The organism is Stenotrophomonas sp. YJH_SMC_64 (assembly GCF_059371375.1).
Map to the genome: position 1 here is coordinate 102,293 of NZ_JCAFUN010000016.1, position 25,617 is coordinate 127,909.

Annotated in this window: 18 protein-coding genes; 8 read left to right on the top strand and 10 right to left on the bottom strand. The window is 66.0% G+C overall.

Annotated elements, in window-relative coordinates; genetic code table 11:
• Positions 1–186: 186 nt before the first annotated feature.
• Complete coding sequence (locus AC5P9L_RS17510; protein WP_262101762.1) at positions 187–2,574, top strand: TonB-dependent receptor plug domain-containing protein; 2,388 nt, start codon at positions 187–189, stop codon at positions 2,572–2,574.
• A 104-nt stretch (positions 2,575–2,678) separates the two neighbouring features.
• On the opposite strand, the gene AC5P9L_RS17515 is transcribed toward AC5P9L_RS17510, so the two are convergent.
• From AC5P9L_RS17515 to AC5P9L_RS17525, 3 genes are all read right to left on the bottom strand, one after another.
• Positions 2,679–3,530, bottom strand: a complete 852-nt coding sequence (locus tag AC5P9L_RS17515; protein WP_227843754.1) for a hypothetical protein — start codon at positions 3,528–3,530, stop codon at positions 2,679–2,681.
• Between the two features lie 156 nt (positions 3,531–3,686).
• Positions 3,687–4,184 carry a hypothetical protein gene (locus tag AC5P9L_RS17520; protein ID WP_111173678.1) on the bottom strand — a complete coding sequence of 166 codons (498 nt, stop codon included), beginning with the start codon at positions 4,182–4,184 and terminating at the stop codon, positions 3,687–3,689.
• A gap of 44 nt (positions 4,185–4,228) precedes the next feature.
• A complete protein-coding gene (locus tag AC5P9L_RS17525; RefSeq protein WP_049411116.1) occupies positions 4,229–4,768 on the bottom strand; it encodes a hypothetical protein in 540 nt (179 codons plus the stop codon).
• Positions 4,769–5,251: 483 nt separating this feature from the next.
• Between AC5P9L_RS17525 and ybaL the strand changes: the two genes are divergently transcribed.
• Entirely contained in the window at positions 5,252–6,949 is a 1,698-nt protein-coding gene (gene ybaL, locus AC5P9L_RS17530) for a YbaL family putative K(+) efflux transporter (protein ID WP_495230679.1), read from the top strand.
• Between the two features lie 529 nt (positions 6,950–7,478).
• On the opposite strand, the gene AC5P9L_RS17535 is transcribed toward ybaL, so the two are convergent.
• On the bottom strand, positions 7,479–8,765 hold the full coding sequence (locus tag AC5P9L_RS17535; RefSeq protein WP_005410771.1) for an O-acetylhomoserine aminocarboxypropyltransferase/cysteine synthase family protein: 1,287 nt from the start codon (positions 8,763–8,765) through the stop codon (positions 7,479–7,481).
• A gap of 182 nt (positions 8,766–8,947) precedes the next feature.
• Between AC5P9L_RS17535 and AC5P9L_RS17540 the strand changes: the two genes are divergently transcribed.
• The 3 genes from AC5P9L_RS17540 to AC5P9L_RS17550 all read left to right on the top strand — a co-directional run bounded on the left by AC5P9L_RS17540 (position 8,948) and on the right by AC5P9L_RS17550 (position 11,912).
• On the top strand, positions 8,948–9,685 hold the full coding sequence (locus AC5P9L_RS17540) for a winged helix-turn-helix domain-containing protein (protein WP_005414287.1): 738 nt from the start codon (positions 8,948–8,950) through the stop codon (positions 9,683–9,685).
• Complete coding sequence (locus AC5P9L_RS17545; protein ID WP_227415649.1) at positions 9,682–10,971, top strand: ATP-binding protein; 1,290 nt, start codon at positions 9,682–9,684, stop codon at positions 10,969–10,971. Before AC5P9L_RS17540 ends, AC5P9L_RS17545 begins: the two co-directional genes overlap by 4 nt.
• 140 nt (positions 10,972–11,111) lie before the next feature.
• On the top strand, positions 11,112–11,912 hold the full coding sequence (locus AC5P9L_RS17550) for a MipA/OmpV family protein (RefSeq protein WP_099527680.1): 801 nt from the start codon (positions 11,112–11,114) through the stop codon (positions 11,910–11,912).
• 72 nt (positions 11,913–11,984) lie between these two features.
• On the opposite strand, the gene clpB is transcribed toward AC5P9L_RS17550, so the two are convergent.
• On the bottom strand, positions 11,985–14,570 hold the full coding sequence (gene clpB, locus AC5P9L_RS17555; protein WP_012481080.1) for an ATP-dependent chaperone ClpB: 2,586 nt from the start codon (positions 14,568–14,570) through the stop codon (positions 11,985–11,987).
• 181 nt (positions 14,571–14,751) lie between these two features.
• Entirely contained in the window at positions 14,752–15,573 is an 822-nt protein-coding gene (locus tag AC5P9L_RS17560; RefSeq protein ID WP_227415648.1) for a DUF3014 domain-containing protein, read from the bottom strand.
• A 170-nt stretch (positions 15,574–15,743) separates the two neighbouring features.
• Here AC5P9L_RS17560 and AC5P9L_RS17565 point away from each other — a divergent pair, with 170 nt between their 5' ends.
• Entirely contained in the window at positions 15,744–16,454 is a 711-nt protein-coding gene (locus AC5P9L_RS17565; protein WP_033833006.1) for a glutathione S-transferase, read from the top strand.
• Between the two features lie 79 nt (positions 16,455–16,533).
• On the opposite strand, the gene AC5P9L_RS17570 is transcribed toward AC5P9L_RS17565, so the two are convergent.
• From AC5P9L_RS17570 to AC5P9L_RS17585, 4 genes are all read right to left on the bottom strand, one after another.
• Positions 16,534–18,138, bottom strand: coding sequence for a SulP family inorganic anion transporter (locus tag AC5P9L_RS17570; RefSeq protein ID WP_180882488.1), 1,605 nt, complete (start codon positions 18,136–18,138; stop codon positions 16,534–16,536).
• Between the two features lie 603 nt (positions 18,139–18,741).
• Positions 18,742–20,460 (bottom strand): thiamine pyrophosphate-dependent enzyme, encoded by a 1,719-nt coding sequence (locus AC5P9L_RS17575; RefSeq protein ID WP_180882626.1) that lies wholly within the window; start codon positions 20,458–20,460, stop codon positions 18,742–18,744.
• Positions 20,461–20,589: 129 nt separating this feature from the next.
• On the bottom strand, positions 20,590–21,447 hold the full coding sequence (locus AC5P9L_RS17580) for an XAC2610-related protein (RefSeq protein WP_227415647.1): 858 nt from the start codon (positions 21,445–21,447) through the stop codon (positions 20,590–20,592).
• A gap of 36 nt (positions 21,448–21,483) precedes the next feature.
• On the bottom strand, positions 21,484–21,966 hold the full coding sequence (locus tag AC5P9L_RS17585; RefSeq protein WP_111188916.1) for a DUF3574 domain-containing protein: 483 nt from the start codon (positions 21,964–21,966) through the stop codon (positions 21,484–21,486).
• Between the two features lie 214 nt (positions 21,967–22,180).
• On the opposite strand from AC5P9L_RS17585, the gene AC5P9L_RS17590 reads away from it, so the two are divergent.
• Positions 22,181–24,616 carry a TonB-dependent receptor plug domain-containing protein gene (locus AC5P9L_RS17590; protein WP_227415646.1) on the top strand — a complete coding sequence of 812 codons (2,436 nt, stop codon included), beginning with the start codon at positions 22,181–22,183 and terminating at the stop codon, positions 24,614–24,616.
• A gap of 214 nt (positions 24,617–24,830) precedes the next feature.
• Positions 24,831–25,589 carry a trehalose-phosphatase gene (gene otsB / locus AC5P9L_RS17595; protein WP_005410783.1) on the top strand — a complete coding sequence of 253 codons (759 nt, stop codon included), beginning with the start codon at positions 24,831–24,833 and terminating at the stop codon, positions 25,587–25,589.
• The last annotated feature ends 28 nt before the right edge of the window (positions 25,590–25,617 follow it).

Sequence of the window (25,617 nt, forward strand, 5' to 3'; positions counted from 1 at the left end):
CCCACCTCCCGCCGCTGCCCTCTGCCGCTAAATGGTTGCTGCTGCAACGTTTTTTCCTGTTGCAACCATTTGACAGGCACTGAATATCCCGTTAATTCCTGCCTTGCGCACCGCAACAACCGCCGTCCGCCTCACCCCCGTGATGTCGATTCCGGTGCCACCCCCGCCAACCGGAGCCCCATCCCGATGACCCGCAAGACCAGCCTGATCGCCGCCGCCGTCGCTGTCGCACTCGGTGGCTCTCCGTTCGTTGCCGCTGCCCAGCAGGCCGGCACCGCCGCCAACACCCTGGACACGGTGATCGTCACCGGCACCCGCGTGGCCGACCGCACCGTCGCCGAATCGCAGTCGCCGATCGACATCATCACCCCTGAAGTGCTGCAGTCCACCGGCACCAGTGAACTGGCCACCGCACTGTCGCGCGCCCTGCCCTCGCTGAACTTCCCGCGCCCGGCCTTGACCGACGGCACCAGTGGCGTGCGCCCGGCGCAGCTGCGCGGCCTGTCGCCGGACCAGGTGCTGGTGCTGGTCAACGGCAAGCGCCGCCACACCTCGGCGATGATCAACGTCAACGGCAGCATCGGCCGTGGCTCGTCGGCGGTGGACATCAATGCGATTCCGATCGCCGCCATCGAGCGTGTGGAAGTGCTGCGCGACGGTGCGTCGGCACAGTACGGCTCGGACGCCATTGCAGGCGTCATCAACATCGTGCTCAAGGGCAGCGGCCGTGGCGGCAGCCTGGCCGTGGACTACGGCCAGTACTCGGCCGGTGACGGCAACAAGTACCAGCTCTCCGGCGATACCGGCGTCGAGTTCGGCAACGGCCGTGGTCGCGTGCACGTGGCTGGCCAGATCAGCCAGCAGGACGAGAGCAACCGCGCCGGCCCGTACCGCGGCGCCGCCCCGAACACCGGCAACTTCCCCAGCATCGGCCAGAAGACCTTCATCGTCGGCGACCCGCGCGTGGATGCCACCGCCGCGTCGGCCAACGCCAGCTTCGACTTCAGCGACCACGTGACCGGCTACGCCAGCGCGCTGCTCAGCAACCGCGACATCACCTCGTTCGCGTTCTACCGTTCGCGCAACCACAGCGGGCAGAGCGCGCTGCTGGCGCAGACCTACCCCGACGGCTTCGTGCCGGAGATCAACCAGTATTCGAAGGACCGCTCGCTGGTGGCCGGGGTCAAGGGCAACACCGACAACGGCTGGACCTGGGACCTGAGCCTGAACCACGGTGAGAACACCCTCGACTTCCACACCCGCAACAGCATCAACTACAGCCTCGGCGCAACCAGCCCGCGCTCGTTCTACGACGGCACGCTGAAATACCAGCAGGACATCTTCAATGCCGACCTGACCAAGTCGCTGGACTGGGGCCTGGCCTACCCGGTCACGCTGTCCTTCGGTGGTGAGTACCGCAAGGAAAAGTGGGACCAGAACCCGGGCGAACTGAACTCGTACACCGGCAGTGGCGCGCAGGGCTTCGCGGGCTTCACCCCGACCAATGAAGTGCATGCGGACCGCCACAACTACGCGGTCTATGCTGGCCTGGAAGCAGACCTGACCGAGAAGTTCTCGGCCGGCATCACCGGCCGCTACGAGGACTACTCGGACTTCGGCGACCGCTTCTCCGGCAAGCTGTCGGCGCGCTATGCATTCACCGACAAGGTCGCGCTGCGGGCCACCGCCTCCAGTGGCTTCCGTGCACCGTCGCTGGCGCAGCAGGGCTACCAGGCGGTCACCAGCCAGTTCCTCAATGGCGTATTCGTCGAGCGTGGCACCTTCCCGACCACCAGCCCGGCCGCGCAGGCGCTGGGCGCCTCGCCGCTGAAGGCCGAGACCTCCACCTCCTACAGCCTGGGCCTGGTGCTGCAGCCGGCCGACCGCCTGTATATCACCGTCGACGCCTACCAGATCGACATCGATGACCGCATCGCATTGTCGTCCAGCATCACCACCAACGCGGCCACCAGCGCGCTGCTGGGCACCCTGGGCCTGCCGCAGGTGACCGCTTTCTCCTACTTCACCAACGGCCTGGATACGCGCACCCGTGGCGTCGACTTCGTGTCCAGCTATACGGTGCCGTTCAACGCCAGCAGCCTGGAGCTGACCGCTGCGTACAGCTACAACGACACCGAAGTGCGCCGCGTCGGCGGCACCCCGGCGGTGTTCGGAACGCTGGGCCTGACCCAGTCGCTGATCGGTCGCGACGAAATTGGCCGCATCGAGGACAGCTACCCGCGCGACAAGGCGATCCTGAGCGGCACCTGGCGTTCGGACCACTGGGAACTGGGCCTGGCCGCCACCCGCTACGGCAAATTCACCGTGCGCAACTCGGCCACCGCGCTGCGTGACCAGACCTACGGCGACGCCTGGGTGGTGGATGCCTCGGCCAGCTACAAGCCGAGCAGCAACTGGACCCTGACCGTGGGCGCCGACAACCTGCTGGACAAGTACCCGGACCGCACCGAAGACCTGCAGAACTCGACCTTCGGCATGCTGCCGTACAGCAACTACTCGCCGTTCGGCTTCAACGGCGCGTATGTGTACGGGCGGATCAAGTACACTTGGTAAGCGACGCTCTGGTAGTGCCGGCCGCTGGCCGGCAACTCCTAGCCACATCTCTCACACCCGCCGGAGTGATCCGGCGGGTGTTTTGTTATGTGCTGCGGGCAAGATCAGCCGCGCGGCTGGCAATTGGACGTGCGATGACCTTCTACGATCACACGGACAGACTCGAGACAGTTGTCCAGACTGTCAAAATTCACGCTCACTTGAAGACCAGGCAGCGACCACCTCGCGCTGCCAAACGTTCCTTCATCAAGCCAACGACTGGCTCGTTGATCCATGCGCTCTTCGAGAATGGACGGCGGATCATCGAATTGAAGGCCGAATGGCAGCGGCCCAGCCCAGGCTCTTGAGTTTCCCAGTCGATCGCGGACGAAACTGATGCCGGTGCATACCGGATGGCTACCGGGCACGCCCTGCCTACTGTCAAAGTAAAGGATGAAGCCATGCTCGTCGGATCTATCAACGACCTCGCTGCTCGCCTCCGCCATCAGACTCGCAAGACCAAGGTCCCGGAACGCGACCTGGAAATCGGGGTCATTGGTCGATCTGCCGAGGACAGCGAGCACCTGCTCCGCCGAAGGGTACTCGCGCGTTGCCGGTGCGCAAGCCAATGGATGCATGGGAATTCCCAAGCTGATATCAAAGATCCCACACGCTCCTGCCTGTTTGATGCATCCAGCCTGATACGTCAGACGGATGCGGTAGTCAGGCAACCACCACGCGTCACGCCTGCCGGCGTGCAAGCTGTCCCCAAAGCCCGCCGTGGCGAGCCTTTCGCGCGCTGTCGTCCTATCGTCCTCCCATTGCAGGCCAAACAGCAGGTCGCCTTCGTACCTGCGCATGACATCCGGAATGCCGGCCGTCACCGCAACGTTGGTGAAGATCAGCTCACCGCTCTTGCCGTGCGAAGCAATGGATCGCCCGTTCCAGTAGTTGCGCTCGCTGAAGGAGAACAGCATGCCCCGCGCGCTCACACGCACAATCGTCTCGTAAGGGCTTTTGGCAGGCCGGGCCAGCTCTGGCCTTCGCCTGACGCCAAGCGACTGCAGCATCGTTGAGACGGCTGGGTCAGTGGCGCTTCTGCCAAACAGGGCTGTTATCGCCTGTAGGTCCATTCATTCCTCTTGTGGCAGCCCCAGGCTGACGCAGCGGACTCCCCTTTCACCGTCGTAGTCGACAGCCAGCTCCAGCTTTCCGAGCGTCCATGCGTCGACATTGCCAGACAGACCAAACACCGTTGGCGCCCCCAGATCGACAGATGCGTCCGACCTGATCTGGTCCCTGGACATCAGGAAGTTCAGGCCGAAAGGCATCGGCCCTTCATACTGGGTGCCGGTGTCATTTCGCCAGCCCCAGAAGATCACGTCGGTGAGCATCCAGGGGCCATCATCGATGTCGTGATAGGCGGTCTCTGAGACCAGACCGGCATCCTTGAATTCAAGCTGCAGTCCAGCAGCGTCATCTGCCCAGATCCGGTGACCACTGACACCCAGGCGGTAATCATCCAGATTCTGAAGCTGGATTCCGATCCTGGAAAAGATGGTTTCGAGCTCCTTCGATTCCGAATCTCTACCGATCGCGGCGATGAACTCTTCAACGGTGGGATGATTCATGAAATTCCGCCTATCTGTATGGGCGAGATGCGCCTACGTAGCGCTTACGGATGGTGATCGCTACGCTTGATGGGGATGCTCAACGAGATGCAGCGGATCGAGTCATCTGGACCAGAGAAATCAACCGCAAGCTCCAAGCCACTGACGCACCAGACATCCACCTCACCATCAAATCCCATTTCAACAGCATTCCCTGCACTCAACGCGGCGAGTCGCTCCCTTACATGCTGGCGCAGCATGGAAAAGCTCAGTCCACAGGGCAACGGGCCTGAGTAGGCAGGCTTCTCCTTCCTGACTTTGTTCTTCTTACTCACTCTCGCTCCCCAGAGCGCTACGCTCGTCAGTACCCAGGGCCCTTCGTCCAGGTCGTGGTAAGGAATGTCCACCAGCAGCCCGACGTCCTTGAATTCCAACTGCAGCGTATTTTCCTCGTCAGTCCAGAACCGCATTCCCGCCAACTTCAACGGATAGTGACGAAAGTCGCGCTCACCAATTTCCAGATCAAGGAGCAAGCGGGACAGGGGCGCCGAGCTTGTGTCTTGACCTATCGCCTGAATCACTACGTCAATGCCGGGAAGCTTCATGTGGTCGTTCGCCCATGCGGTCTGGAGAGAGCAGGCCCCTCTGATTGGTCAGCAGAACGGAGTAGCGGACACATGGTGACGTGTTCCGGACTCGAGGAACCCTCCGCCAGATTGCAAACTTCAGCCCCGTCGCCTGCGCCTCCCGGCCGGCCACCGGCCCTTGGATGCTGTCGCATCGACTGAAAACCTTGGCGCACAGGGGCAAAGGGTCCTGCGATGGCACCGCCGCGTATCGAACCCATCCCCTTCCCGTGCCTTTCTCGGGTGGCGTCGGCCTGGCTGCGGTTCACGGTCCAGAGCCACTGGCCACCCCAAACAGGTCCGATCCCGACAGCGCCACCCTCGACCGCCCCGCACACGCCAGGCCGGACGCCGACCACTGATGGCTCCGCCCACGCAACGATCCGATACGCTGGCCCGGTTTGCCGTATCTGGCCGCATCGGTGAAAATCGGGGCATTCCCCCGATTTCCTGCGAGTGCCGATGCACCATGACACCGACCTGATCAACATCGTTGCCGTTGGCCTGGGGCTCGCCTTCATCTTCGGCGCGCTGGCCAACAAGCTCCGCTTGTCTCCCCTGGTCGGTTACCTGGTTGCTGGCATCTGCGTAGGTCCGTTCACCCCCGGCTTCGTCGCCGACCAGGCGCTGGCCAACCAGCTGGCCGAGCTGGGCGTGATGCTGCTGATGTTCGGCGTCGGCCTGCACTTCTCGCTGAAGGACCTGATGGCGGTCAAGGCCATCGCCATTCCCGGTGCCATCGGGCAGATCGCGGTCGCCACCCTGCTCGGCTGGGGTGTGGCCTCGCTGATGGGCTGGCCGGCCATCCATGGCGTCATCTTCGGTTTCTCGCTGGCTACCGCCAGCACCGTGGTGCTGCTGCGGGCGATGGAAGAACGCCGCCTGCTGGAGACGATGCGCGGCAAGATCGCGGTCGGCTGGCTGATCGTGGAAGACCTGGCCTGCGTGCTGGCACTGGTGATGATGCCGGTGATGGCCGGCGTGTTCGGCCCCGACGCGGCCAAGGAATCGCACTCGCTGGGCAGCGTGCTGGCCGACATCGGCTGGACCTTCGTGCAGCTGGGCCTGTTCGTGGCGGTGATGCTGGTGGTCGGGCGCCGGGTCATCCCGTGGATCCTGGAACGCATCGCCGGTACCGGTTCGCGTGAGCTGTTCACCCTGTCCGTGCTGGCGATCGCGCTGGGCGTGGCGTTCGGCTCGGCGATGCTGTTCGGCGTCTCGTTCGCGCTGGGCGCGTTCTTTGCCGGCATGCTGCTCAACGAATCGGAGCTGAGCCACAAGGCCGCGCATGATTCGCTGCCGCTGCGCGATGCGTTCGCGGTGTTGTTCTTTGTGTCGGTCGGCATGCTGTTCGACCCCAACATCATCGTGCAGCACCCGTGGCAGGTGCTGGCCACGGTGCTGATCATCATGTTCGGCAAGTCAGCCGCCGCGTTCTTCATCGTGCGTGCGTTCGGCCACCCGACCAGCACCGCGCTGACCATCTCGGCCAGCCTGGCGCAGATCGGCGAGTTCGCCTTCATCATCGCCGGCCTCGGCGTGGCGCTGCAGATCCTGCCGAAGGAGGGCCAGTCGCTGGTGCTGGCCGGTGCGCTGGTGTCGATCATGCTCAACCCGCTGGTGTTCGGCCTGCTCGACCGTTGGCAGGCCAAGCAGGAGCAGTCTCCGCAGGTACCCGAGCCGCCCGAAGCGATCGGCCCGTCGCGCGACCTGCATGACCACGCCATCGTGATCGGCTATGGCCGGGTCGGCAGCGAACTGGCACAGGTGCTGCGCGACCGTGGCGTGCCGGTGCTGGTGATCGATGACAACAAGGAACACGTCGAGCAGGCGCACGCCAAGGGCCTGGCGGCGATCCGCGGCAATGCCGCTGCCGACCGGGTGCTGGCCGAGGCCCATCCGGAACGCGCGAAGATCGCGGTGCTGGCGATTCCGCAGCCGCTGGAAGCCGGTGAGGCACTGGCCAAGCTGCGGGCGATCAACCCGGATCTGACCCTGCTGGCGCGTGCGCACAGCGACGCGGAAGTGAAGCACCTGCTGGAACACGGTGCGGATGGCACGGTAATGGCCGAACGTGAGCTGGCGTATTCGCTGGCGGAGATGGTGATGGCCACGCCGCCGTATCGCGGGTTGGGCCAGCACAGTATTCCGGTGGTGTGAGGGGTGTGCGTGCGGCAGGGCTCGCAGCCCTGCACCTGCTGAAGCAACTTCAACTGCAACGGCAAAAGCAGGCATTCCGTGGGATGGCGGGGTGGGTCCGGTGGCGGGAGACGCCGTAAACCCTTCCATGGGGGCTTGGCCGCGGCTTGCTCGTGTGTGCAGTCCTTGCACACACGGCAAGACCAGGGTTGGGCGTCCTGCCCAACCCGCCCGAGGCATGCCTCGGGCCCATGCCGCGGACACTCCCGCCACCGGACCCACCCCGCCTTCGACAGATTCCTGCGATCTGCCGGAACGGCGTCCTGCTCTGGTAGGTGTCGACCTTGGTCGACACGGCGGTGCATGGGGTCAGATCCATTTTCCACAGGAAAACGGATCTGACCTCGGAAACAGAAAAATCCCCGGTCGACCCGCATCGACCGGGGATCTGGATCGCCACGTTGCCACGCCTTGGAGAGGCAGTTCCACCGTAGCGCATCGCGGCACCGGTGGTGATCGCCTGTGGCGATGACGACCAAGCGTGTGGCTATCAGGCGCCGGCCAGGGCCTGTTCCAGGTCGGCACGCAGGTCGCCGATATGTTCAATGCCGATCGACAGCCGCACGGTGTCTTCACTGACGCCGGCCTTGGCCAGCTCCGCCGCATCCAACTGGCGGTGGGTGGTCGAGGCGGGATGGGTGGCCAGTGACTTCGCATCGCCCAGGTTGACCAGGCGGGTGAACAATTTCAGCGCGTCAAGGAAACGTGCGCCTGCCTCGCGCCCGCCCGGCAGGCCGAAGGTCAGCACGCCCGAGCCGTGCCCACCCAGATAGCGCTGCGCGGCGGCGTGCTCGGGATCGTCGGCCAGCCCGGCATAGCGCACCCACGCCACCTTTGCGTGTGACTTCAGGAACTGCGCGACGGCCAGTGCGTTGGCGTTGATGCGTTCCATGCGCAGGGCCAGGGTCTCGATGCCCTGCAGGATCAGGAACGCATTGAACGGCGACAACGCAGCGCCGGTATTGCGCAGCGGCACCACCCGCGCGCGGCCGATGTAGGCCGCTGGCCCCAGGGCTTCGGTATAGACCACGCCGTGGTAGCTGGGGTCGGGCTGGTTGAGCCGCGCGAAGCGTTGGGGCTGTGCGGTCCAGTCGAAGCGGCCGGAATCGATGATCGCGCCGCCGAGGCTGGTGCCGTGGCCGCCCAGGTACTTGGTCAGCGAATGCACCACGATGTCGGCGCCGTGCTCGAATGGGCGCAGCAGGAACGGCGTGGCCACGGTGTTGTCGACGATCAGCGGCACGCCAGCGGCATGCGCGACCTCCGCAATCGCAGCGATGTCGGTGACGTTGCCGCGCGGGTTGCCGATCGATTCGACGAACACCGCCTTGGTGCGCTCGTCGATCAGCGCGGCGAACGCAGAAGGATCAGCCGGATCAGCAAAGCGCGCCTGGATGCCGTACTGCGGCAGGGTGTGCGCCAGCAGGTTGAGGCTACCGCCATACAACGCGCTGGAGGCGACGATGTTGTCGCCAGCCTCTGCAATGGTCTGGATGGCATAGGTGATCGCGGCCTGCCCCGAGGCCAGCGCCAGCGCACCGATGCCGCCTTCCAGCGCGGCCAGGCGCTGCTCCAGCACGTCGGTGGTGGGGTTCATGATGCGCGTATAGATATTGCCCGGTACCTTCAGGTCGAACAGGTCGGCGCCGTGCTGGGTGTCATCGAAGGCATACGCCACCGTCTGGTAGATCGGCACCGCCACCGCGCGGGTAGTCGGGTCGGGACGGTAGCCGCCGTGCACGGCCAGGGTTTCCAGTTGCCACTGCGGGTCGCTCATTGCGCCAGGCTCCATCCGGGGAAACCGCCACCATAGGCCAGCCGTCGCCCGCCGCTGAAAGCTGCTGGCGATGACGTCCATACCGGGGGTTATCAGGTTGGCCGCGATTCAGGCAGCGGTCACGGGGCGTTGATAGGCTTCGCCGCCGGGCGCTCCTGCCCGGGCACGGAGGCCCCACGCGCATGCAGCCATCCCCCTGGACACCCACCGCCAACGGTACCCCGACCCAGGTCTTGTTGGTGGAGGACGACCGTCGCCTGGCCGAACTGGTCAGCGACTATCTCCACGAACATGGTTTCGCCGTGCAGCATGTGGCGCGCGGTGACCTTGCCGGCGCGGCCTGCCGCCAGCATGCGCCCGAGCTGGTGGTACTGGACCTGATGCTGCCCGGCCTCGGCGGCATCGACGTGTGCCGGCAGATCCGCAGCTTCTCCGACGTGCCGATCCTGATGCTGACCGCCTGCGAAGACGACATCGAGCAGGTGCTGGGCCTGGAATCGGGCGCCGATGACTATGTGCACAAACCGATCGAGCCGCGCCTGCTGCTGGCCCGCCTGCGCGCCCTGCTGCGCCGCCGCCATGGCAGCAGCAACACCGGTACACCCAGCCGTCTGATGCATGGCGAACTGCTGATCGACCGCATGCAGCGCGAAGTGCACCTGCACGGTCAACCGGTCGAGCTGGGCACCACGGAATTCGAGATCCTGTGGCTGCTGGCCAGCCAGCCGGGGCAGATCCTGTCGCGCGACCAGATCCTGCAGGCGGTGCGCGGCATCGGCTTTGACGGCCTGGACCGCAGTGTCGATGTCAGCATCGGCAAGCTGCGCCGCAAGCTCGGTGATGATGCGCGCGAACCGCGGCGGATCAAGACCGTGTGGGGCCGTGGCTACCAGTTCAATCCGTCGGCCTGGACGGCATGAAGCGGCTGTTCCTGTGGTTGTGGTTTATCACGGGTGCCTGCTTCCTGGTGTCGGTGTTCTTCCTCAACCACATCCTGGACGGCATCTACACGCCCGTGCAGGATCGCGTCTTCGTCCAGCAGGTGCGTGGTCAGGTGTACGCCCTGCGCAGTGGCCTGGCCGGCCTGGATGCCGACCAGCAGCGTGAGCGCCTGCGGCAGTGGCAGCCACACTACGGCATCGCCCTGGCCCTGCTCGACAAACCTCCCGCACTCGACGCGCAGGAACAGGTGGCCGTGAAGGCCGATGGTTTCATCGTGCGCGATCAATACCAGCAGGTCCTGCTGCCCATCGAGGGCAGCGATGGCCGCTGGCTGCACCTGCGCCTGCCTGGCGCGGTGCAGATGACGACGTACATGACCATCGCCGCCTACCTCAGCATCCTGCTGCTGGTGGGCGCCAGCCTGTACGCGTGGGTGCGCCTGCTCTGGCGCGACCTGGAAGCGCTGCGCCGGCATGCCGACCGCATCGGTTCGGGCGATCTGCAGGCACGTGCCCAGGTCTCGCCACGCTCGCAGATCCGGGTCATCGTCGACCACTCCAACCGCATGGCGGCACGCGTGGCCGAACTGGTGCAGCGCCAGCGCGACCTGACCCATGCGATCTCGCACGAGCTGCGCACGCCGATCGCGCGCGTGGCCTTCGGCCTGGACCTGATGCAGGACAGCGATGACCGCGAACGCCGCGAACGGCTGGCGCGGGGCCTGCACGGCGATCTGGCCGAACTCAACCGGCTGGTCAGCGAACTGCTGGCTTACGAACGGCTGGAGCATCCCAGCGAGGGCGAGCCGATGCAGCGCATCGAAGCCAACGACTGGCTGCAGGCCTGCCTGGCCGATGCGCGCCGCGATGCCGAACGTGCCGGGGTGGTACTGCGCGTGCAGCCCAGTGCGTTGCCGCGGGTGGATGCCGAACCACGCCTGCTGCAGCTGGCACTCAGCAATCTGGTGGGCAATGCGCTGCGCCATGCGCGTTCGCAGGTGGAAGTCTCGCTGGTCGGTGTCAGCGGCCGCGCCTGCCTGCGTGTGGATGACGACGGTCCCGGCATTGCCGAAGCCGATCGCGAGAAGGTGATGCGCCCGTTCACCCGCCTGGATGACAGCCGCAGCCGCGATACCGGGGGCTTCGGCCTGGGCCTGGCCATCGTCAGCCGCATTGCCGTCCGCCACGGCGGCGAACTTCGCATCAGCCGCGCCACGTTGGGCGGCGCGCGCATGGAAATGCACTGGCCGCTGGCTGCCAGCTGAACGCCCCTGGGCGCGATTACAGTTGATTACAACTCCCGCACAACTGCGGACGGATCGGTCGCCGGCGTATCGCCACGCTAGCGACCCTGCAGCACTCGCCGGATGCGCGTGCTGCCTTCCTCCCATTGTCGAGAGTTTCCATGTCCCAGCTTCGCCGTTCCCCCGCCCTGCTCTGCCTGGCCCTGTTGCCGCTGTTCGCCGCACCGATCGCCCACGCCAAGGATGACCACTGGACCTTCGAGGTCGCTGCCGGCGGTGGCGTGGCGCCGCGCTACAGCGGCAGCGAGGAGTATCGTGCGACACCGTCGTTGTCCTTTGATGTCACCTCGCCGGGTGGATGGTTTCTGGGCACCAGTGGCATTGGCTGGGGCACCTCCATCGGCGAGCACACCCGCGTGCGCGCGTATGTCGGCGCCAGCGGCATCCGCAAGGAAAAGGACTCGCTGCTCGGCGGTTCCGACTTCCTGCGCGGCATGGGTGATATCGATACCCGTCCCCTGGTCGGCATCTCGGCTGGTTATACGCTGGGCGAAGCCGTGCTGAGCGGCTCCTGGCAGTTCACCCGCAAGGACGAGGACAAGGCCGAGAACGGCCTGGCCACCCAGCAGATCCATCTGAACCTGAGCATACCGCTGTTCGACCTGGCCGGCGGCGTGGTCAGCGGCAGCGTGTCCACCGACTACGGCAACCGCGGCTACATGCAGACCTGGTACGGCGTCAGCCCGGAACAGGCGGCGCGTACCGGCTTTGCCGAGCACAAGCCAAAGGCCGGCCTGGTCAGTGCCGGTGTCGGTCTGAAGTGGAGCCACCGCGTGGGCCGCAACGGCAACTGGTACATCTCGGCCGAAGGCACGCGCCTGCTCGGTGATGCCGCCGACAGCCCGATCGTGCAGAAGGCGAACCAGTTCGGCTTGATGAGCGGCTATACGCACCGCTTCTGAGTGAGCGCCGGGCATGGCCCGGCATACTCCGCAGGAAACGGGGCGCTGCGGCCAGGCGGCGCCCCGTGTGAATCACGCTTTGGCGAATACCAGGCGGCCGCCGTCGTTTCCGACTTCGATGGTATCGCCGTTGACGAAAGCACCCGACAGGATCTGCTGTGCCAGCGGATTCTCCAGCTGCGACTGGATTGCACGCTTCAACGGGCGTGCGCCATAGACCGGATCGAAGCCGACGTTGCCGAGCAGGTCGAACGCCGCATCGGAGACCGCCAGCTTCAACCCGCGCTCGGCCAGCCGCTTTTCAAGCCCACGCATCTGGATGCGCGCGATCTGCTTGATCTGTTGCTTGTCCAGCGGGTGGAACACCACGATGTCGTCCAGGCGGTTGATGAACTCCGGACGGAAGTGCGCCTGTACCACGCCCATCACCGCCGCCTTCATCTGCGTGTAGGCCTCCGGACTGTCGTCGGCGCTCATGTCCTGGATCTGGTGCGAGCCCAGGTTCGAGGTCATCACGATGACGGTGTTGCGGAAGTCCACGGTACGGCCCTGTCCATCGGTCAGGCGGCCATCGTCCAGCACCTGCAGCAGGATGTTGAACACATCCGGATGCGCCTTCTCCACTTCGTCCAGCAGGATCAGCGAGTACGGACGGCGACGCACGGCCTCGGTCAGGTAGCCACCTTCCTCGTAGCCCACGTAACCCGGAGGCGCGCCGATCAGGCGGGCCACGCTGTGCTTCTCCATGAATTCGCTCATGTCGATGCGGATCATCGCGTCGGCACTGTCGAACAGGAACTCGGCCAGCGACTTGCACAGCTCGGTCTTGCCGACGCCGGTCGGGCCGAGGAACAGGAACGAGCCGGCCGGGCGATTCGGATCGGACAGGCCCGCACGCGAACGGCGCACGGCATCGGAGACGACCTTGATCGCTTCTTCCTGGCCGACCACGCGGTTGTGCAGCACCTCTTCCATGCGCAACAGCTTGTCGCGCTCGCCTTCGAGCATCTTGTTGACCGGGATGCCGGTCCAGCGCGATACGACCTCGGCGATCTCCTCGTCGGTCACGCGGTCCTGCACCAGCTTGAAGTCCTTGTGCTCGGCCTCCTGGGCCGCGGCCAGCTGCTTTTCCAGCTGCGGCAGCAGCCCGTACTGGATCTCGCTCATCTTGGCGAAATCCTGGCGGCGCTGCGCGGCCTCCAGCTCCAGCTTGGCCTGCTCGACCTGTTCCTTGATCTTGGTCGCGCCTTGCAGCGCGGCCTTCTCCGACTTCCAGATTTCATTGAGGTCGGAGAACTCGCGCTCCAGCCCGTCGATGTCGTTCTCCAGGTCGGCCAGGCGCTGCCGCGAGGCTTCGTCCTTCTCCTTCTTCAGCATCTCGCGCTGGATCTTCAGCTGGATCACCCGGCGCTCAAGGCGGTCCAGCTCTTCCGGCTTGGAGTCGATCTCCATGCGCAGTCGCGAGGCGGCTTCGTCCATCAGGTCAATGGCCTTGTCCGGCAGCTGGCGGTCGGTGATGTAGCGGTTGGACAACGTCGCAGCCGCCACGATGGCCGGATCGGTGATCTCCACGCCGTGGTGCACGGCGTACTTTTCCTTCAGGCCGCGCAGGATCGCGATGGTGTCCTCCACCGACGGCTCGCCCACGAACACCTTCTGGAAGCGACGCTCCAGCGCAGCATCCTTCTCGATGTACTTGCGGTATTCGTCCAGCGTGGTGGCGCCGATGCAGTGCAGCTCGCCGCGTGCCAGCGCTGGCTTCAGCATGTTGCCGGCATCCATCGCGCCATCGGCCTTGCCGGCGCCGACCATGGTGTGCAGCTCGTCGATGAACAGGATGATCTGGCCCTCATTCTTGGCCAGGTCGTTGAGCACGCCCTTCAGGCGCTCCTCGAATTCGCCGCGGAACTTGGCCCCGGCAATCAGCGCGCCCATGTCCAGCGACAGCACGCGCTTGCCGCGCAGGCCTTCGGGCACTTCGTCGTTGATGATGCGCTGGGCCAGTCCTTCCACGATCGCGGTCTTGCCCACGCCGGGTTCGCCGATCAGCACCGGGTTGTTCTTGGTCCGGCGCTGCAGCACCTGGATGGTGCGGCGGATCTCCTCGTCTCGGCCGATCACCGGGTCGAGCTTGCCGCTCTCGGCACGCGCGGTCAGGTCGATGGTGTATTTCTCCAGCGCCTGGCGCTGTTCCTCGGCATTCTCCGACTGCACGTTCTCGCCGCCGCGCAGCTTGTCGATGGCCGCCTGCAGGCGCGTCTTGTCGGCACCGGCGGCGCGCAGCGCCATGCCCAGCGTGCCGCCGTCGTCCAGCGCCGCCAGCACGAACCACTCGCTGGCAATGAAGGCATCCCCGTGCTGCTGGGCCAGCTTGTCGGTCTGGTTCAGCAGGCGCCCCAGGTCGTTGCCCATCGAGACGTTGCCGGCCTGGCCGGACACCTTCGGCAGCGCATCCAGCGCCTCGGTCAGGCGCTCGCGCAGTACCGGCACGTTCACCCCGGCCTGGGCCAGCAGCGGACGCGTGCTGCCGCCCTGCTGGTCCAGCAGCGCGCTGAACAGGTGAACCGGTTCGATGATGCTGTTGTCGCGGCCCACGGCCAGCGACTGTGCGTCTGCCAGCGCCTGCTGGAAACGCGAGGTGAGCTTGTCCATCCGCATTGCGAATCCTCATCGGTCATCAGGGCCGGCCCGCGCCGGCGATGCTGGAAAGATGCGGTTGCCCCACCCGGTTTCAAGGGTGGCTGCGACTGCACCTCGAGGCCAGTCAGGCTTCGGCCAGCATGCCGGAACCGGTGTGGTCGGCGTGTTGATCCCGATCAGTTCCACGCAGTGAACGGGCTCAGCGGGTGATCGCGCTGCGGATCGCCCGCAGCTGCTGCTTGACCGCCCGCGCCTGGGCGGCATCCATCCGCAGCAGCGCCTTCTGCCCGATCGAGCGCGACTGCAGGGTGGGATCGACAAAGCGGTAGCGGCCGCGTTCATCGCGCTGTACCACTGGGGACTGGGCCAGTTCCGGGGTGTCCAGCAGGTGGTCGATCACCGCGACCAGGCGGTCGTTGAAGTACCCGTCGGGCCGGCCCAGGTCCACATAGGCCTGCTGGATCAGCGGATAGAAGCGCTTGTAGGCGGTAGCCGTTGCCGCCGGGTCCAGCGCGGTGAAGGCCTGCACGTAGGGTGCATAGCGCGCCGCGTTGCTGGCGGCGATGCGTTCGCCACCCTCGCCCGGCTCGACCTGCAGGTTGCCCGGCAGCGGCCGCGCGGCCAGCGCAGTCGGCGGCACGCTGGGCTTGTCCAGGTTGTCGACCTGGGTGACCAGGCGCTGGATCAGATGATCGCGCAGCAGCAGGGTCAGTGGCCCCTCGCCCTGGAACAACTGGGTCAATGCACCCCAGGCGGCCGTATCGCTGTCAGCCAGCTTCGGCAGCGCCGGATCGGCCGCGGCCTCGGTATCCAGCGGATGCCTGATCGGCGGCGGTGCTGGCGCGGGTTCTGCGGCCGACTGCGGTTGTGGCGGCGCGCCGGTACTGGCGGGGGTTGATTGCACCGGCACCGAAACACCGTCTGCCAGGCGCTTCAGCTGATCGCGGAACAGCCAACCTCCCGCGCCACCGATTACCACCACGCCCAACACCCAGGGCCATACCGCCTTTCCACTCTGCATGATGCAGCACCTCGTTTCACACGCATGGTGAAGGTGTGACCCCACCGAGTGCAGCCGGTTCCCCGCCTGTTCCGCTGCCGTTCGGGTTGAGGCCTGCAGCAAGGCCGTGCTCACACTTGCTTTGCATGCAGCGCGCGAGGCTGTGAGCCTTGTTCTGTGGAGGCACTGCCATGCAGTACGCGCTGTATTACTGGACCGGCATCCAGGGCCGTGGCGAGTTCGTGCGGCTTGCGCTGGAGGATGCCGGTGTCGATTACATCGACATGGCGCGGGTGCACGGCGATACGGTGATGCAGCCGTTTCTCGATGGCAGCAGTGAAGGTGCGCAGCCCTTCGCGCCGCCGTTCCTGAAGGCGGGCCGCCAGGTCATTGCACAGGTCGCCGCGATCCTGGATTTTCTCGGCCCGCCGCTGGACCTGGTGCCGCAGGCGGCCTCGCGGCGGGTGCAGGCGCTGCACTTGCAGCTGACCATCGCTGATCTGGTAGCCGAGGTGCACGACACCCACCATCCGATCGCCGCATCGAAGTACTACGAAGAGCAGAAGACCGAAGCCAAGGCACGGGCCGCCTCCCTGCGTGGCGAACGGCTGCCGAAGTTCCTCGGCTACTTCGAGCAGGTGCTGGCCGCCAATGGTGGCCGCCACGCACTGCGTGAGCATTCCTATGTTGATCTGTCGCTGTTCCAGCTGCTGAGCGGACTGGACTACATGTTCCCGCGCCGGATGCAGGCACTGGCGCCGACCCTGCCCCTGCTGCGCGCGCTGCAGGAGCGGGTGGCAAAGCGGCCGAACATCGCCGCCTATCTGGCCTCGGAGCGGCGGTTGCCGTTCAACACCAACGGTATCTTCCGCCACTACCCGGAACTGGACGCCGAACGGTAGTGCCGGCCGCTGGCCGGCAGCTGCACGATCCGACCGAAGCCCATGAGGATGCCGGCCAGCGGCCGGCACTACCGTTGGGTCAGTTGTTTTCACCCAGCGGCTGCACCGGCTGCTTCTGCAGCGAAAGCAACCCCAGCAGCAACGCCAGTGCCACGTAGGCACCAGCGAACTGCCAGCTGATGATGCGCGCCAGGCCGTCCAGCTCCCACGGGAGATAGATGCCACCACGCGGATCCACCGAGTGGATCAGGCCGAACAGGGTCAGCACCGCAGCCACCAGCAGGAAGCCGCAGGCACGGCGCAGGCGGCCATCGACCATCGCCGCCACCGCCGAAATCCACAGCATCGAGGTGATGATGAAGCCGTTGCCGAGGGTGAAGATCACCGCCAGCTCGGGCAGGCCATGGCCGTCGAGCTTGGTCAGCAGCTGCGGCAGCTGGTCCGGCGCGATCCAGCCGGGTGCCTTGATCGCCAGCAGGTAGGCCACCGACGGCAGGAAGCCGAACACCATCGCACCGGTGTGGTGACGCGGCGTGGCCTGGAAGGCCTGGGTGGTGATATCGATGGCCACGTACACGATGATCGGTGCCAGCACCGCCAGCGGCAGCCACTGCACCAGCCCGGAGATGATGCCGAGCATGCCGCCGATGCCGACGAACAGGCCGGTCAGCAGCGTGTAGCCGCTGCGCGCACCCATGTGCTTGTACGCCGGCTGGCCGATGTACGGCGTGGTCTGCGCCACGCCACCGCAGACGCCGGCCACCAGCGTGGCCACCGCTTCCACCAGCAGGATGTCGCGGGTGCGGTAGTCGTCGCCGGCTGCGCGCGCGCTTTCAGACACGTTGATGCCGCCGACCACCATCAGCAGGCCGAACGGCAGCAGCAGCGGCAGGTAGGTCATCGCGGTGGGCAGGCCGTCGAGGAAGCCCAGTGTCGGCAGCGGCAGCACCACCTGCGGCGGCACCCACTCCGGTACATGGAAGCCGGGTGCGCCCAGCCCGGCCAGGCCGAGGCCGTAATACAGCACGGTGCCGAACACGAAGGCCAGCAGCACGCCCGGGCCACGCACCGGCAGCTTGCCCTTGGCGATCAGCACGTACAGCAGCAAACCGAGCGTGGTGAAGCCGACCAGCGGCGAGCGCAGCGTTTCCAGCAGCGGCAGCAGGCCCATCAGCACCAGCGCGATGCCGGCGATGGAACCCAGCAGCGCGGCTCGCGGCAGCGCGCGGGTGACCGCTTCGCCGAAGAACGACAGCACGAACTTGAGCACGCCCATGATGACCAGCGCGGCCATGCCCAGCTGCCAGGTGGCGATGCCCGCAGCGTGCGGGTCCATGCCCTGCTGCTTGAACGCGATGAAGGCCGGGCCGAGCACCAGCAGCGCCATGCCGATGCTGGTCGGTGCATCCAGACCGAGCGGCATGGCCGTGACACCGTCGCGGCCGGTACGCGCGGCCAGCCGGCGCGCCATCAGGGTGTACAGCAGGTTGCCGACCAGCACGCCGAAGGCGGTGCCGGGGAACATGCGGCCGAACACCACGTCGGCAGGGAACTGGAAGATCCCGACCAGGGCCATGGCGATGAAGCCGAGGATGGAGAGGTTGTCGACGACCAGGCCGAAGAAGCCGTTGAAGTCGCCGGCGACGAACCAGCGACGCGGTGCGGCGGAAGCGGGAGCGGACATGGAAGGGGCGGTGGGGGTGGGGACCGCCGATGGTAGGCCCAGCGGGGCCAGCGCGCCAATTCCGTCGTGGAATGATGGGTTCCAGCCAACGGCGGAGCCCCTCGTGGCTGGGGGGGGTCGTCAAAAGCAGCTTTATCGGAGTGGGCCGGTCGGGATGGGCTGCGCAGGACACGCCGTAAACCCATCCCTGGGGGCTCGATGGCGCCATCCATGGCGCCAACGGTCCTGCGCAGCCCATCCCGACCGGCCCCTGATAATTCCTTGCGCGTGCGAGCCACGGAAAGGAATCAAAGGATCAAAAGCAAAAGCGGGTCGCTTCGCTCTGAGCCGAGCATGGCTCGGCTCTACACGAACAATTCGATCATTTCCACGCTATCCACGCAGGGCGTGGATCTACCGACAGATCGCAGGAAACTGTCGAAGGTGGGGTGGGTCCGGTTGCGGGGGTGTCCGCGGCATGGATGCCGCGGCCAAGCCCCCAGGGACGGGTTTACGGCGTCCCCCGCAACCGGACCCACCCCGCCATCCCTCAGGAAACCCGCTTCTGCTCTGGCTCCGGCTCGTAGCGGGTGCAGGGCGCAGCCCTGCATCAAACCCACCCCGTTACTTCTTCAGGAAGTTGTCCACCAGCAGATGCTTCACGTCGTCGAAGCGGCCGTTCAACACCGCCTTGGCTGCATACAGCGCGGTACCGGCCACCTGCTTGGCCTCGATCTGCGGCGGCATCACCAGCTCGGCGCGACTGGTATGCACGTCCAGCAGCGCCGGGCCACGCTGCGACAGGAAATCCTGCACCGCTTCTTCCAGATCCTCGCTGCGCGTCACCGTGCGGCCGTGGAAACCGATCACTTCGGCAAGGCGGCCAAAATCCGGGTTCTTCAGGTCGGTGTAGTTGTCCAGCAGGCCTTCCACCTTCTGCTCCAGCTCGACGAAGTTCAGCGAGCCATTGTTGAACACCACCACCTTGATCGGCAGGTTCTCCTGCACGGCCGTCAGCAGGTCGCCCAGCAGCATCGCCAGGCCGCCATCGCCGGACAGCGAAATCACCTGCCGGCCGGGGAACGCCTTCTGCAGGCCCAGTGCCTGCGGCATTGCATTGGCCATCGTGCCGTGCAGCAGGCTGGTCAGCGTGCGGCGGCGACCGTTGACGCGGATATGCCGCAGCACCCAGACCATCGGCGAGCCGCCGTCAGCGGTGAACAGCGCATCGTCGCTGGCGTACTTCGACAGCAGCGCGGTCAGATGCTGCGGGTGGATAAGCTCGCCCTCGCCCGGCTGTTCTTCCTGCTCGCGCTTCTTCAGCGCCTTGTCGCGACGTTCGATACATTCGTCCAGGAAACTGCCGTCCTCGCGCGGCGGCAACATCGGCAGCAAGGCATCCAGCGTCGGTGCAATGTCACCGACCACGCCGAGGTTCACCGGATGGCGGCGGCCGAGATGGCTGCCATCGCGGTCGACCTGGATGATCGTGGCCTTGTCCGGGTAGAACTGGCCCCAGGCGAAGTCGGCGCCGAGCAGCAGCAGCGTGTCGCACTCCATCAGCGTGTGGAAGCCGGATTCGATGCCGAAGATGCCGGTCATGCCCATGTTGTACGGGTTGTCCGGCTCAACGAAATCCTTGGCGCGCGAGGTGTGCGCGATCGGTGCCTGCAGGCGCCGGGCCAGTTCCAGCAGCTGTGCGTGCGCACCCTGGCAACCGGCGCCGGCGTAGATGCCGATGCGCTTGCCCTGCCCCAGCAACTCGGCGATGCGCTGCAGCTCAGCATCCGACGGGCGCAGCACCGGCTGGGTGTAATGCACCGAGAACGGCACATCGTGCTTCACTTCGGCCTGGCTGATATCGGCGGGCAGGATCACCACCGCCACGCCACGGCGGCTGATCGCGGCCTGGCAGGCCAGGGTGACCACGCGACGCGCCTGCTCGGCGCTGTGCACCTGCTCGCAGAACACCGAACAACTGGCGTACACCGCCTTGAAGTCCACTTCCTGTGGGAATTCCATGCCCAGCTCGCTGGTCACCACCTGGCTGGCGATCAGCACCATCGGCGCGCGGTTGCGGTTGCTCTCGAACACGCCATTGATGAAATGCAGGCTGCCGGGGCCGCAGGAGCCGGCGCAGGCGGTCAGTTCGCCGCTCACCAGCGAATCGGCGCCTGCGGCAAAGGCTGCTACTTCCTCATGCCGCACATGCACCCATGCGATCTCGCTGCCATGCATCGCATCGGTCACATGGTTGAGCGTATCGCCCACGATGCCGTAGCAACGGCGGACACCGGCCTGCTGCAGGGCGTCCACCACGATTTCGGCCACGCGCTTGCTCATCGGATACATCCTCGAACGGGGGAACATCCGAGGCTAGACCCGATGAAGTGATGCCTCTGCAAAAAAGGGACGGAGGGAATTAAGTCGTATGTGCCGCAAACGACTTGATTCCCTCCGTCCCCTTTTTCTTCAATCGTTGACGTTGATCCAGCCTTCCACCGCGCCCTGCTTCGGGTTGCGGTAGCGCAGCTTCACCCAGCCGTCCTGTTCATCCAGCAGTTCCACGCGGTCGCCCCGCACCAGGTAACGCTTGGTGCTGGACGCGCCGGGTCGGTCGAACAGGAACAGGCGCGCGGTTACCACGGTGGCCTGCTGACCACGCAACGGCCCGTCCGGCGGTGCGCCCAGGCCATCGGCGATGGCACTTTCCAGCACACGGCCGGCCGGATCATACGTGCGCCAGACCGCCAACGGGCCCTGCTCGTCGGTCTGTTCCCACTGCAGCGCGGCGTTCAAGGTATCGCCCAGCATCAGCACGCTCTCAGAGCGGTACAGATGGAGCTTCGCGCCTGCAAACCGGTACTGGTCGGTGTACCACATCGGGCCACTGCGGCAGCTGCTGGTCAGGGTTCGAGTGGCAGCATCCACGCTCAACCCCATCAGGTCACCGCAACTGTCCTTGCCGTGGGTGTCGGCCTGCAGCGCGCGGAACCCCGCACTGGCCGGATCGAACCGGTACACCGTCACCGCTTCGTTGACCATGCCCACCGAGGCGCGTGCGACCAGTTCCGGGTAGCCGTCGAAATCGACATCTTCGAGCGACCATCGCGAACTGCCATCGGCATCCGCCGCGCCCTCAAGCGTCTGGCGCTTGCCCGACGGTGACAGCTGCACGGCGATGCTGCCGTCCTGCTGCGGATCGGCATGCGCCTGCACATGCGCGGCCACCTGGAAACGCAGCGTTTCGCCGTCGTCGCCACTTGCCTGCGCCGACGGTGCCAGCACGCCCGCCAGCACCAGGCCCAGCACGCATTCCCTGTAATTCATCATTGCTCCCTGCGACACCGCGGCGGCACCTTCAACTCAGAACGATACCTCGACCGGCTGCCGCGACCACAGCACCGATTGATGCTTGGTCTGCTGCTTCCACGCCAGGCGGATCGCTTCGATGTCGGCGCGGCGCTGCTGGGTGTCCTCGTGCAGCACCACCAGCACCTTGGTGCGCAGGCGGTTGGGCGCGGCATCACCGCGGAACAGCCATTGGCCATAGGCATCGAACACGGTCAGGCCATCCGGGAAGCGCGGAGTGACTTCCTTGTCCAGGAAGGTGCGCCACTGCGCCTCGCTGATGGTATCGGCCTGCGGGCGGTTGCCGGCGCCCTGCTCCTCGCCCACGCCGAAATACAGCTCGCTGCGCACCCAGCCGTGGCCGGCGGACGGGCGTGCGGCATCCCCCTTCAGTTCGGCGGTGGTGGCCAGGGCATAGGCGCTGGGCGCCTGCGAGGACAGGCTTGCGCAGCCACTGGTGGCCAGCAGCACGGCGAAGACGAGGCCAAGGTGTTTCATCGGTACAGCTCCGGGGAAGGGGGACAAGGCGAGCCGGCAGCGTACAGCGCCACCGGCCCGGCGTGCTGATGCCAGCAGGGCATCAACTCATGCCGGACCGGCAGGGGCTTGCATCGGCACCGGTCATCACGCGAAGATAATATATCGCTTCATCCGGATGGATGTAAGTGAAACCATCTCCCCCTTCCCCGTCGTCGTTGTTGCTGGAGCCCCCATGTCCGTCCGCCTGCCCGCGTCGCCGCTCGGCCTCGCCATCGCCCTCGCGCTTTCCTCCGCCGCCGTCCCGGCCCTGGCCCAGGACGCCACCAACCTGGACACGGTGATCGTCACCGGCACCCGTGCCGCCGACCGCACCGTGCTCGAATCCACCTCGCCGGTGGATGTGCTCACCGCCGAGGACATCCGCAAGGCCGGCGTGGTCAACGGCGAGCTGGGCAGCGCGCTGCAGGCGCTGTTGCCGTCGTTCAACTTCCCGCGCCAGTCCAACTCCGGTGGCGCCGACCATGTGCGCGCCGCACAGTTGCGCGGCCTGTCGCCGGACCAGGTGCTGGTGCTGGTCAATGGCAAGCGCCGCCACCACACCGCGCTGGTCAACACCGACAGCAAGATCGGCAAGGGCACCACCCCGGTTGATTTCAATTCGATCCCGGTCAGCGCGATCAAGCGCATCGAAGTACTGCGTGATGGCGCTGGTGCGCTGTATGGCTCGGATGCGGTGGCCGGCGTGATCAACGTGATCCTCGACAACGGCGGCGACGGTGGCGAGATCGAGGCCAGCTACGGCGCCAACCACACCGACCTCAAGCCGATCGGGCGCACCCTTACCGACGGCCAGACCGGCAATATCAGCGCCAAGGTCGGCACCTCGCTGGGCGAGGACGGCGGCTTCCTGCGCGTCGGCCTGGAATACAAGCACCGCAACGGCACCAACCGCGCCGGCTTCGACCAGATTCCGCCGTGGGACCAGACCCCGGGCAACCTGGCGCTGCAGGGCAAGCGCAACTACGTGCTGGGCGATGGCAAGAGCAAGGACATCAACCTGTGGCTGAACACCGAGATCCCGGTGGGACAGACCTCGACGTTCTACGCGTTCGGTACCTTCAACCAGCGTGACACCGAAGGCGCCAACTACTTCCGCTATCCCGATGGCGAGGCCAACTGGAAGCAAGTCTATCCGAACGGGTACCGGCCGATCTCCGAGGGCGAGAACCGCGACGTGCAGGCCGTGGCCGGTGTACGCGGGCAGTGGGGCGAATGGAGCTACGACGGCAGCCTGGATTACGGCCAGAACGACTTCACCTACCGCCTGCGTGATTCGCTCAACGCCTCGCTGGGCCCGACCAGCCCGACCCGCTTCAAGACCGCCGATTACGAATACGCGCAGACCGTGGGCAACCTCGACCTGAGCCGCGTGTTCACCCAGAGCGACAGCATCAGCCACACGCTCGGCCTGGGCGTGGAAGCACGCCACGAGCGCTACCAGACCCGTCCCGGCGACCCGGCCAGCTATGCGGCCGGCCCGTACACCGACCGCCCGACCGGTTCGCAGGCCGGTGGCGGCTTGACCCCGCAGGACGCGGCCACCCTGTCGCGCGACGTCGCCAGCGCCTACGCCAGCCTGTCCAGTCAGTTCGGCGAGAAGTTCTCCACCGATCTGGCCGCGCGCTACGAGCACAACGACGACTTCGGCGGTGAACTGACCGGCAAGCTCGGCCTGCGCTATGAATTCACCCCGGCGTTCGCGCTGCGCGGTGCCATCTCCAACAACTTCCGAGCGCCGTCGCTGGCACAGATCGGCTACGAATCCACCTCCACCGGCTACAACGCTGGCGGCCAGCTGGTGCAGGGCCGCCTGTTGTCGGTCAACAACCCGATCGCGCGTGGCCTCGGTGCGCAGAACCTGAAGCCGGAGAAGTCGATCAATACCTCGCTGGGCTTCACCAGCAAAATTGGCGAGCACTTCGACCTGTCACTGGACTTCTTCCAGATCGACATCGACGATCGCATCGCGCTGTCGGAGAGCATCACCGGCGATGCGCTGACCGACTACGTGGCCGCCAACTACGGCGTCAGCGGCCTGCAGAGCGCCAGCTTCTTCGTCAACGCCGCCGATACCCGCACCCGCGGCGCCGAGCTGGTGAGCAACTGGCGCCAGTCGCTGGGCGACGGCCAGCTGCTGCTGACCGGCACCTATGCGTACACCAAGACCACGCTGAAGAACGTGCTGGCCACGCCGGCACAGCTGCGTGCACTGAATCCGGACTACGTGCTGTTTGGCATCGAAGAAACCAACACGCTTACCGATGCCACGCCGCGCACGCGCGGCAGCTTCTCGGCTGCATGGAGCAACGACCACTGGTCGCTGAGCAGCCGCGTGAACCGCTACGGCAGCGCCACCCGCGTGTTCAACTTCGGTGACGGCTACATCCCGCGCCAGACCTACCAGGCCGAGTGGCAGCTGGATGCGGAGGTCGAATACCGCATCACTCCGCGCTGGAGCGTGGCCATCGGCGGCCAGAACCTGACCGACAACTACCCGGATCGATCCAACAGCGATATCCACTACTTCGGCAACCTGCCGTATGACGTGCTGTCGCCGATCGGCAGCAACGGCGCGTACTACTACGGCCGCGTCCGCTATACGTTCTGATCGCATTGGGTAGGTGCGGACCGTTGGTCCGCACGACACGGCAGTGCCGGCCGCTGGCCGGCAACTTCGTGATCCGGGTGCGGATCTGCTTTGGGTGGGTGCGGACCGTTGGTCCGCACTGCTGCCGTGCCGACCAACGGTCGGCACCCACCGAAGCAGGGCCGTAGCCTGCCCTCGACCCCGCGTACACGCCCACGCTGGCAAGCTGGGCGTCATGGCTGAACCGCTCCCCCTGCGTCCGCCACCGCCATTGCTGGACGACGCCTGTGCGTTGTTCCTCGATGTCGATGGCACCCTGATCGAATTCGCTGCACGCCCGGATGCCGTGCAGCTGCTGCCGGATGTGCGTGAAGCCATCGGCCGCATCAGCGACCGCCTGGAAGGTGCCGTGGCACTGGTCAGTGGTCGCCCGCTTGAACAGCTGGATCAACTGTTCGCCCCCCTGCAACTACCCGCCGCCGGCCTGCACGGCCATGAGCTGCGTGGCGAAGACGGTCGTGTGCTGCGCGACGAACACGACGACGACACCGCCGAATGGCTGCACGCGCTGCACCAGCAGGCGATGCGCTTCGCCCATGGGCATCCTGGCGTGCTGGTGGAAGACAAGGGCGTCGGCCTGGCCTTGCACTGGCGCGGTGCGCCGCACGCCGCCAGCGATGTCCGCGCGTTCGCTGACCGCCACGTGCGTGGCCGCACCAGCTACCGCCTGCAGCCTGGCGACCATGTGGTCGAGTTCGTGCCTGTCGGCACCGACAAGGGCCGTGCCGTGCGCCGGATGATGCAGTACCTGCCCTTCCGCGGCCGCCTGCCGGTGTTCCTCGGTGATGACCTCACCGACGAATTCGGCTTCGATGCCGCCAACGGCCAGCATGGCTGGAGCGTGCTGGTGGGTGAACGTGAACCCAGTGCGGCCGTGTTCGCGCTGCCCGACATACGCAGCGTGCACGCCTGGCTGCGTGAGAATGCCTATTGACCCGGCCAACCCCCACGGCCGCAACCGA

What these genes read in the sequence shown, in the direction of transcription:
- AC5P9L_RS17570 (WP_180882488.1), bottom strand. Translation starts at nt 18,138, where the DNA reads ATGTCCGCTCCCGCTTCCGCCGCACCGCGTCGCTGGTTCGTCGCCGGC.
- AC5P9L_RS17580 (WP_227415647.1), bottom strand. Translation starts at nt 21,447, where the DNA reads ATGAATTACAGGGAATGCGTGCTGGGCCTGGTGCTGGCGGGCGTGCTG.
- clpB (WP_012481080.1), bottom strand. Translation starts at nt 14,570, where the DNA reads ATGCGGATGGACAAGCTCACCTCGCGTTTCCAGCAGGCGCTGGCAGAC.
- AC5P9L_RS17525 (WP_049411116.1), bottom strand. Translation starts at nt 4,768, where the DNA reads ATGAAGCTTCCCGGCATTGACGTAGTGATTCAGGCGATAGGTCAAGAC.
- AC5P9L_RS17545 (WP_227415649.1), top strand. Translation starts at nt 9,682, where the DNA reads ATGAAGCGGCTGTTCCTGTGGTTGTGGTTTATCACGGGTGCCTGCTTC.
- AC5P9L_RS17590 (WP_227415646.1), top strand. Translation starts at nt 22,181, where the DNA reads ATGTCCGTCCGCCTGCCCGCGTCGCCGCTCGGCCTCGCCATCGCCCTC.
- AC5P9L_RS17520 (WP_111173678.1), bottom strand. Translation starts at nt 4,184, where the DNA reads ATGAATCATCCCACCGTTGAAGAGTTCATCGCCGCGATCGGTAGAGAT.
- ybaL (WP_495230679.1), top strand. Translation starts at nt 5,252, where the DNA reads ATGCACCATGACACCGACCTGATCAACATCGTTGCCGTTGGCCTGGGG.
- AC5P9L_RS17575 (WP_180882626.1), bottom strand. Translation starts at nt 20,460, where the DNA reads ATGAGCAAGCGCGTGGCCGAAATCGTGGTGGACGCCCTGCAGCAGGCC.
- AC5P9L_RS17510 (WP_262101762.1), top strand. Translation starts at nt 187, where the DNA reads ATGACCCGCAAGACCAGCCTGATCGCCGCCGCCGTCGCTGTCGCACTC.
- AC5P9L_RS17560 (WP_227415648.1), bottom strand. Translation starts at nt 15,573, where the DNA reads ATGCAGAGTGGAAAGGCGGTATGGCCCTGGGTGTTGGGCGTGGTGGTA.
- AC5P9L_RS17515 (WP_227843754.1), bottom strand. Translation starts at nt 3,530, where the DNA reads ATGCTGTTCTCCTTCAGCGAGCGCAACTACTGGAACGGGCGATCCATT.
- AC5P9L_RS17540 (WP_005414287.1), top strand. Translation starts at nt 8,948, where the DNA reads ATGCAGCCATCCCCCTGGACACCCACCGCCAACGGTACCCCGACCCAG.
- AC5P9L_RS17585 (WP_111188916.1), bottom strand. Translation starts at nt 21,966, where the DNA reads ATGAAACACCTTGGCCTCGTCTTCGCCGTGCTGCTGGCCACCAGTGGC.
- AC5P9L_RS17565 (WP_033833006.1), top strand. Translation starts at nt 15,744, where the DNA reads ATGCAGTACGCGCTGTATTACTGGACCGGCATCCAGGGCCGTGGCGAG.
- otsB (WP_005410783.1), top strand. Translation starts at nt 24,831, where the DNA reads ATGGCTGAACCGCTCCCCCTGCGTCCGCCACCGCCATTGCTGGACGAC.
- AC5P9L_RS17550 (WP_099527680.1), top strand. Translation starts at nt 11,112, where the DNA reads ATGTCCCAGCTTCGCCGTTCCCCCGCCCTGCTCTGCCTGGCCCTGTTG.
- AC5P9L_RS17535 (WP_005410771.1), bottom strand. Translation starts at nt 8,765, where the DNA reads ATGAGCGACCCGCAGTGGCAACTGGAAACCCTGGCCGTGCACGGCGGC.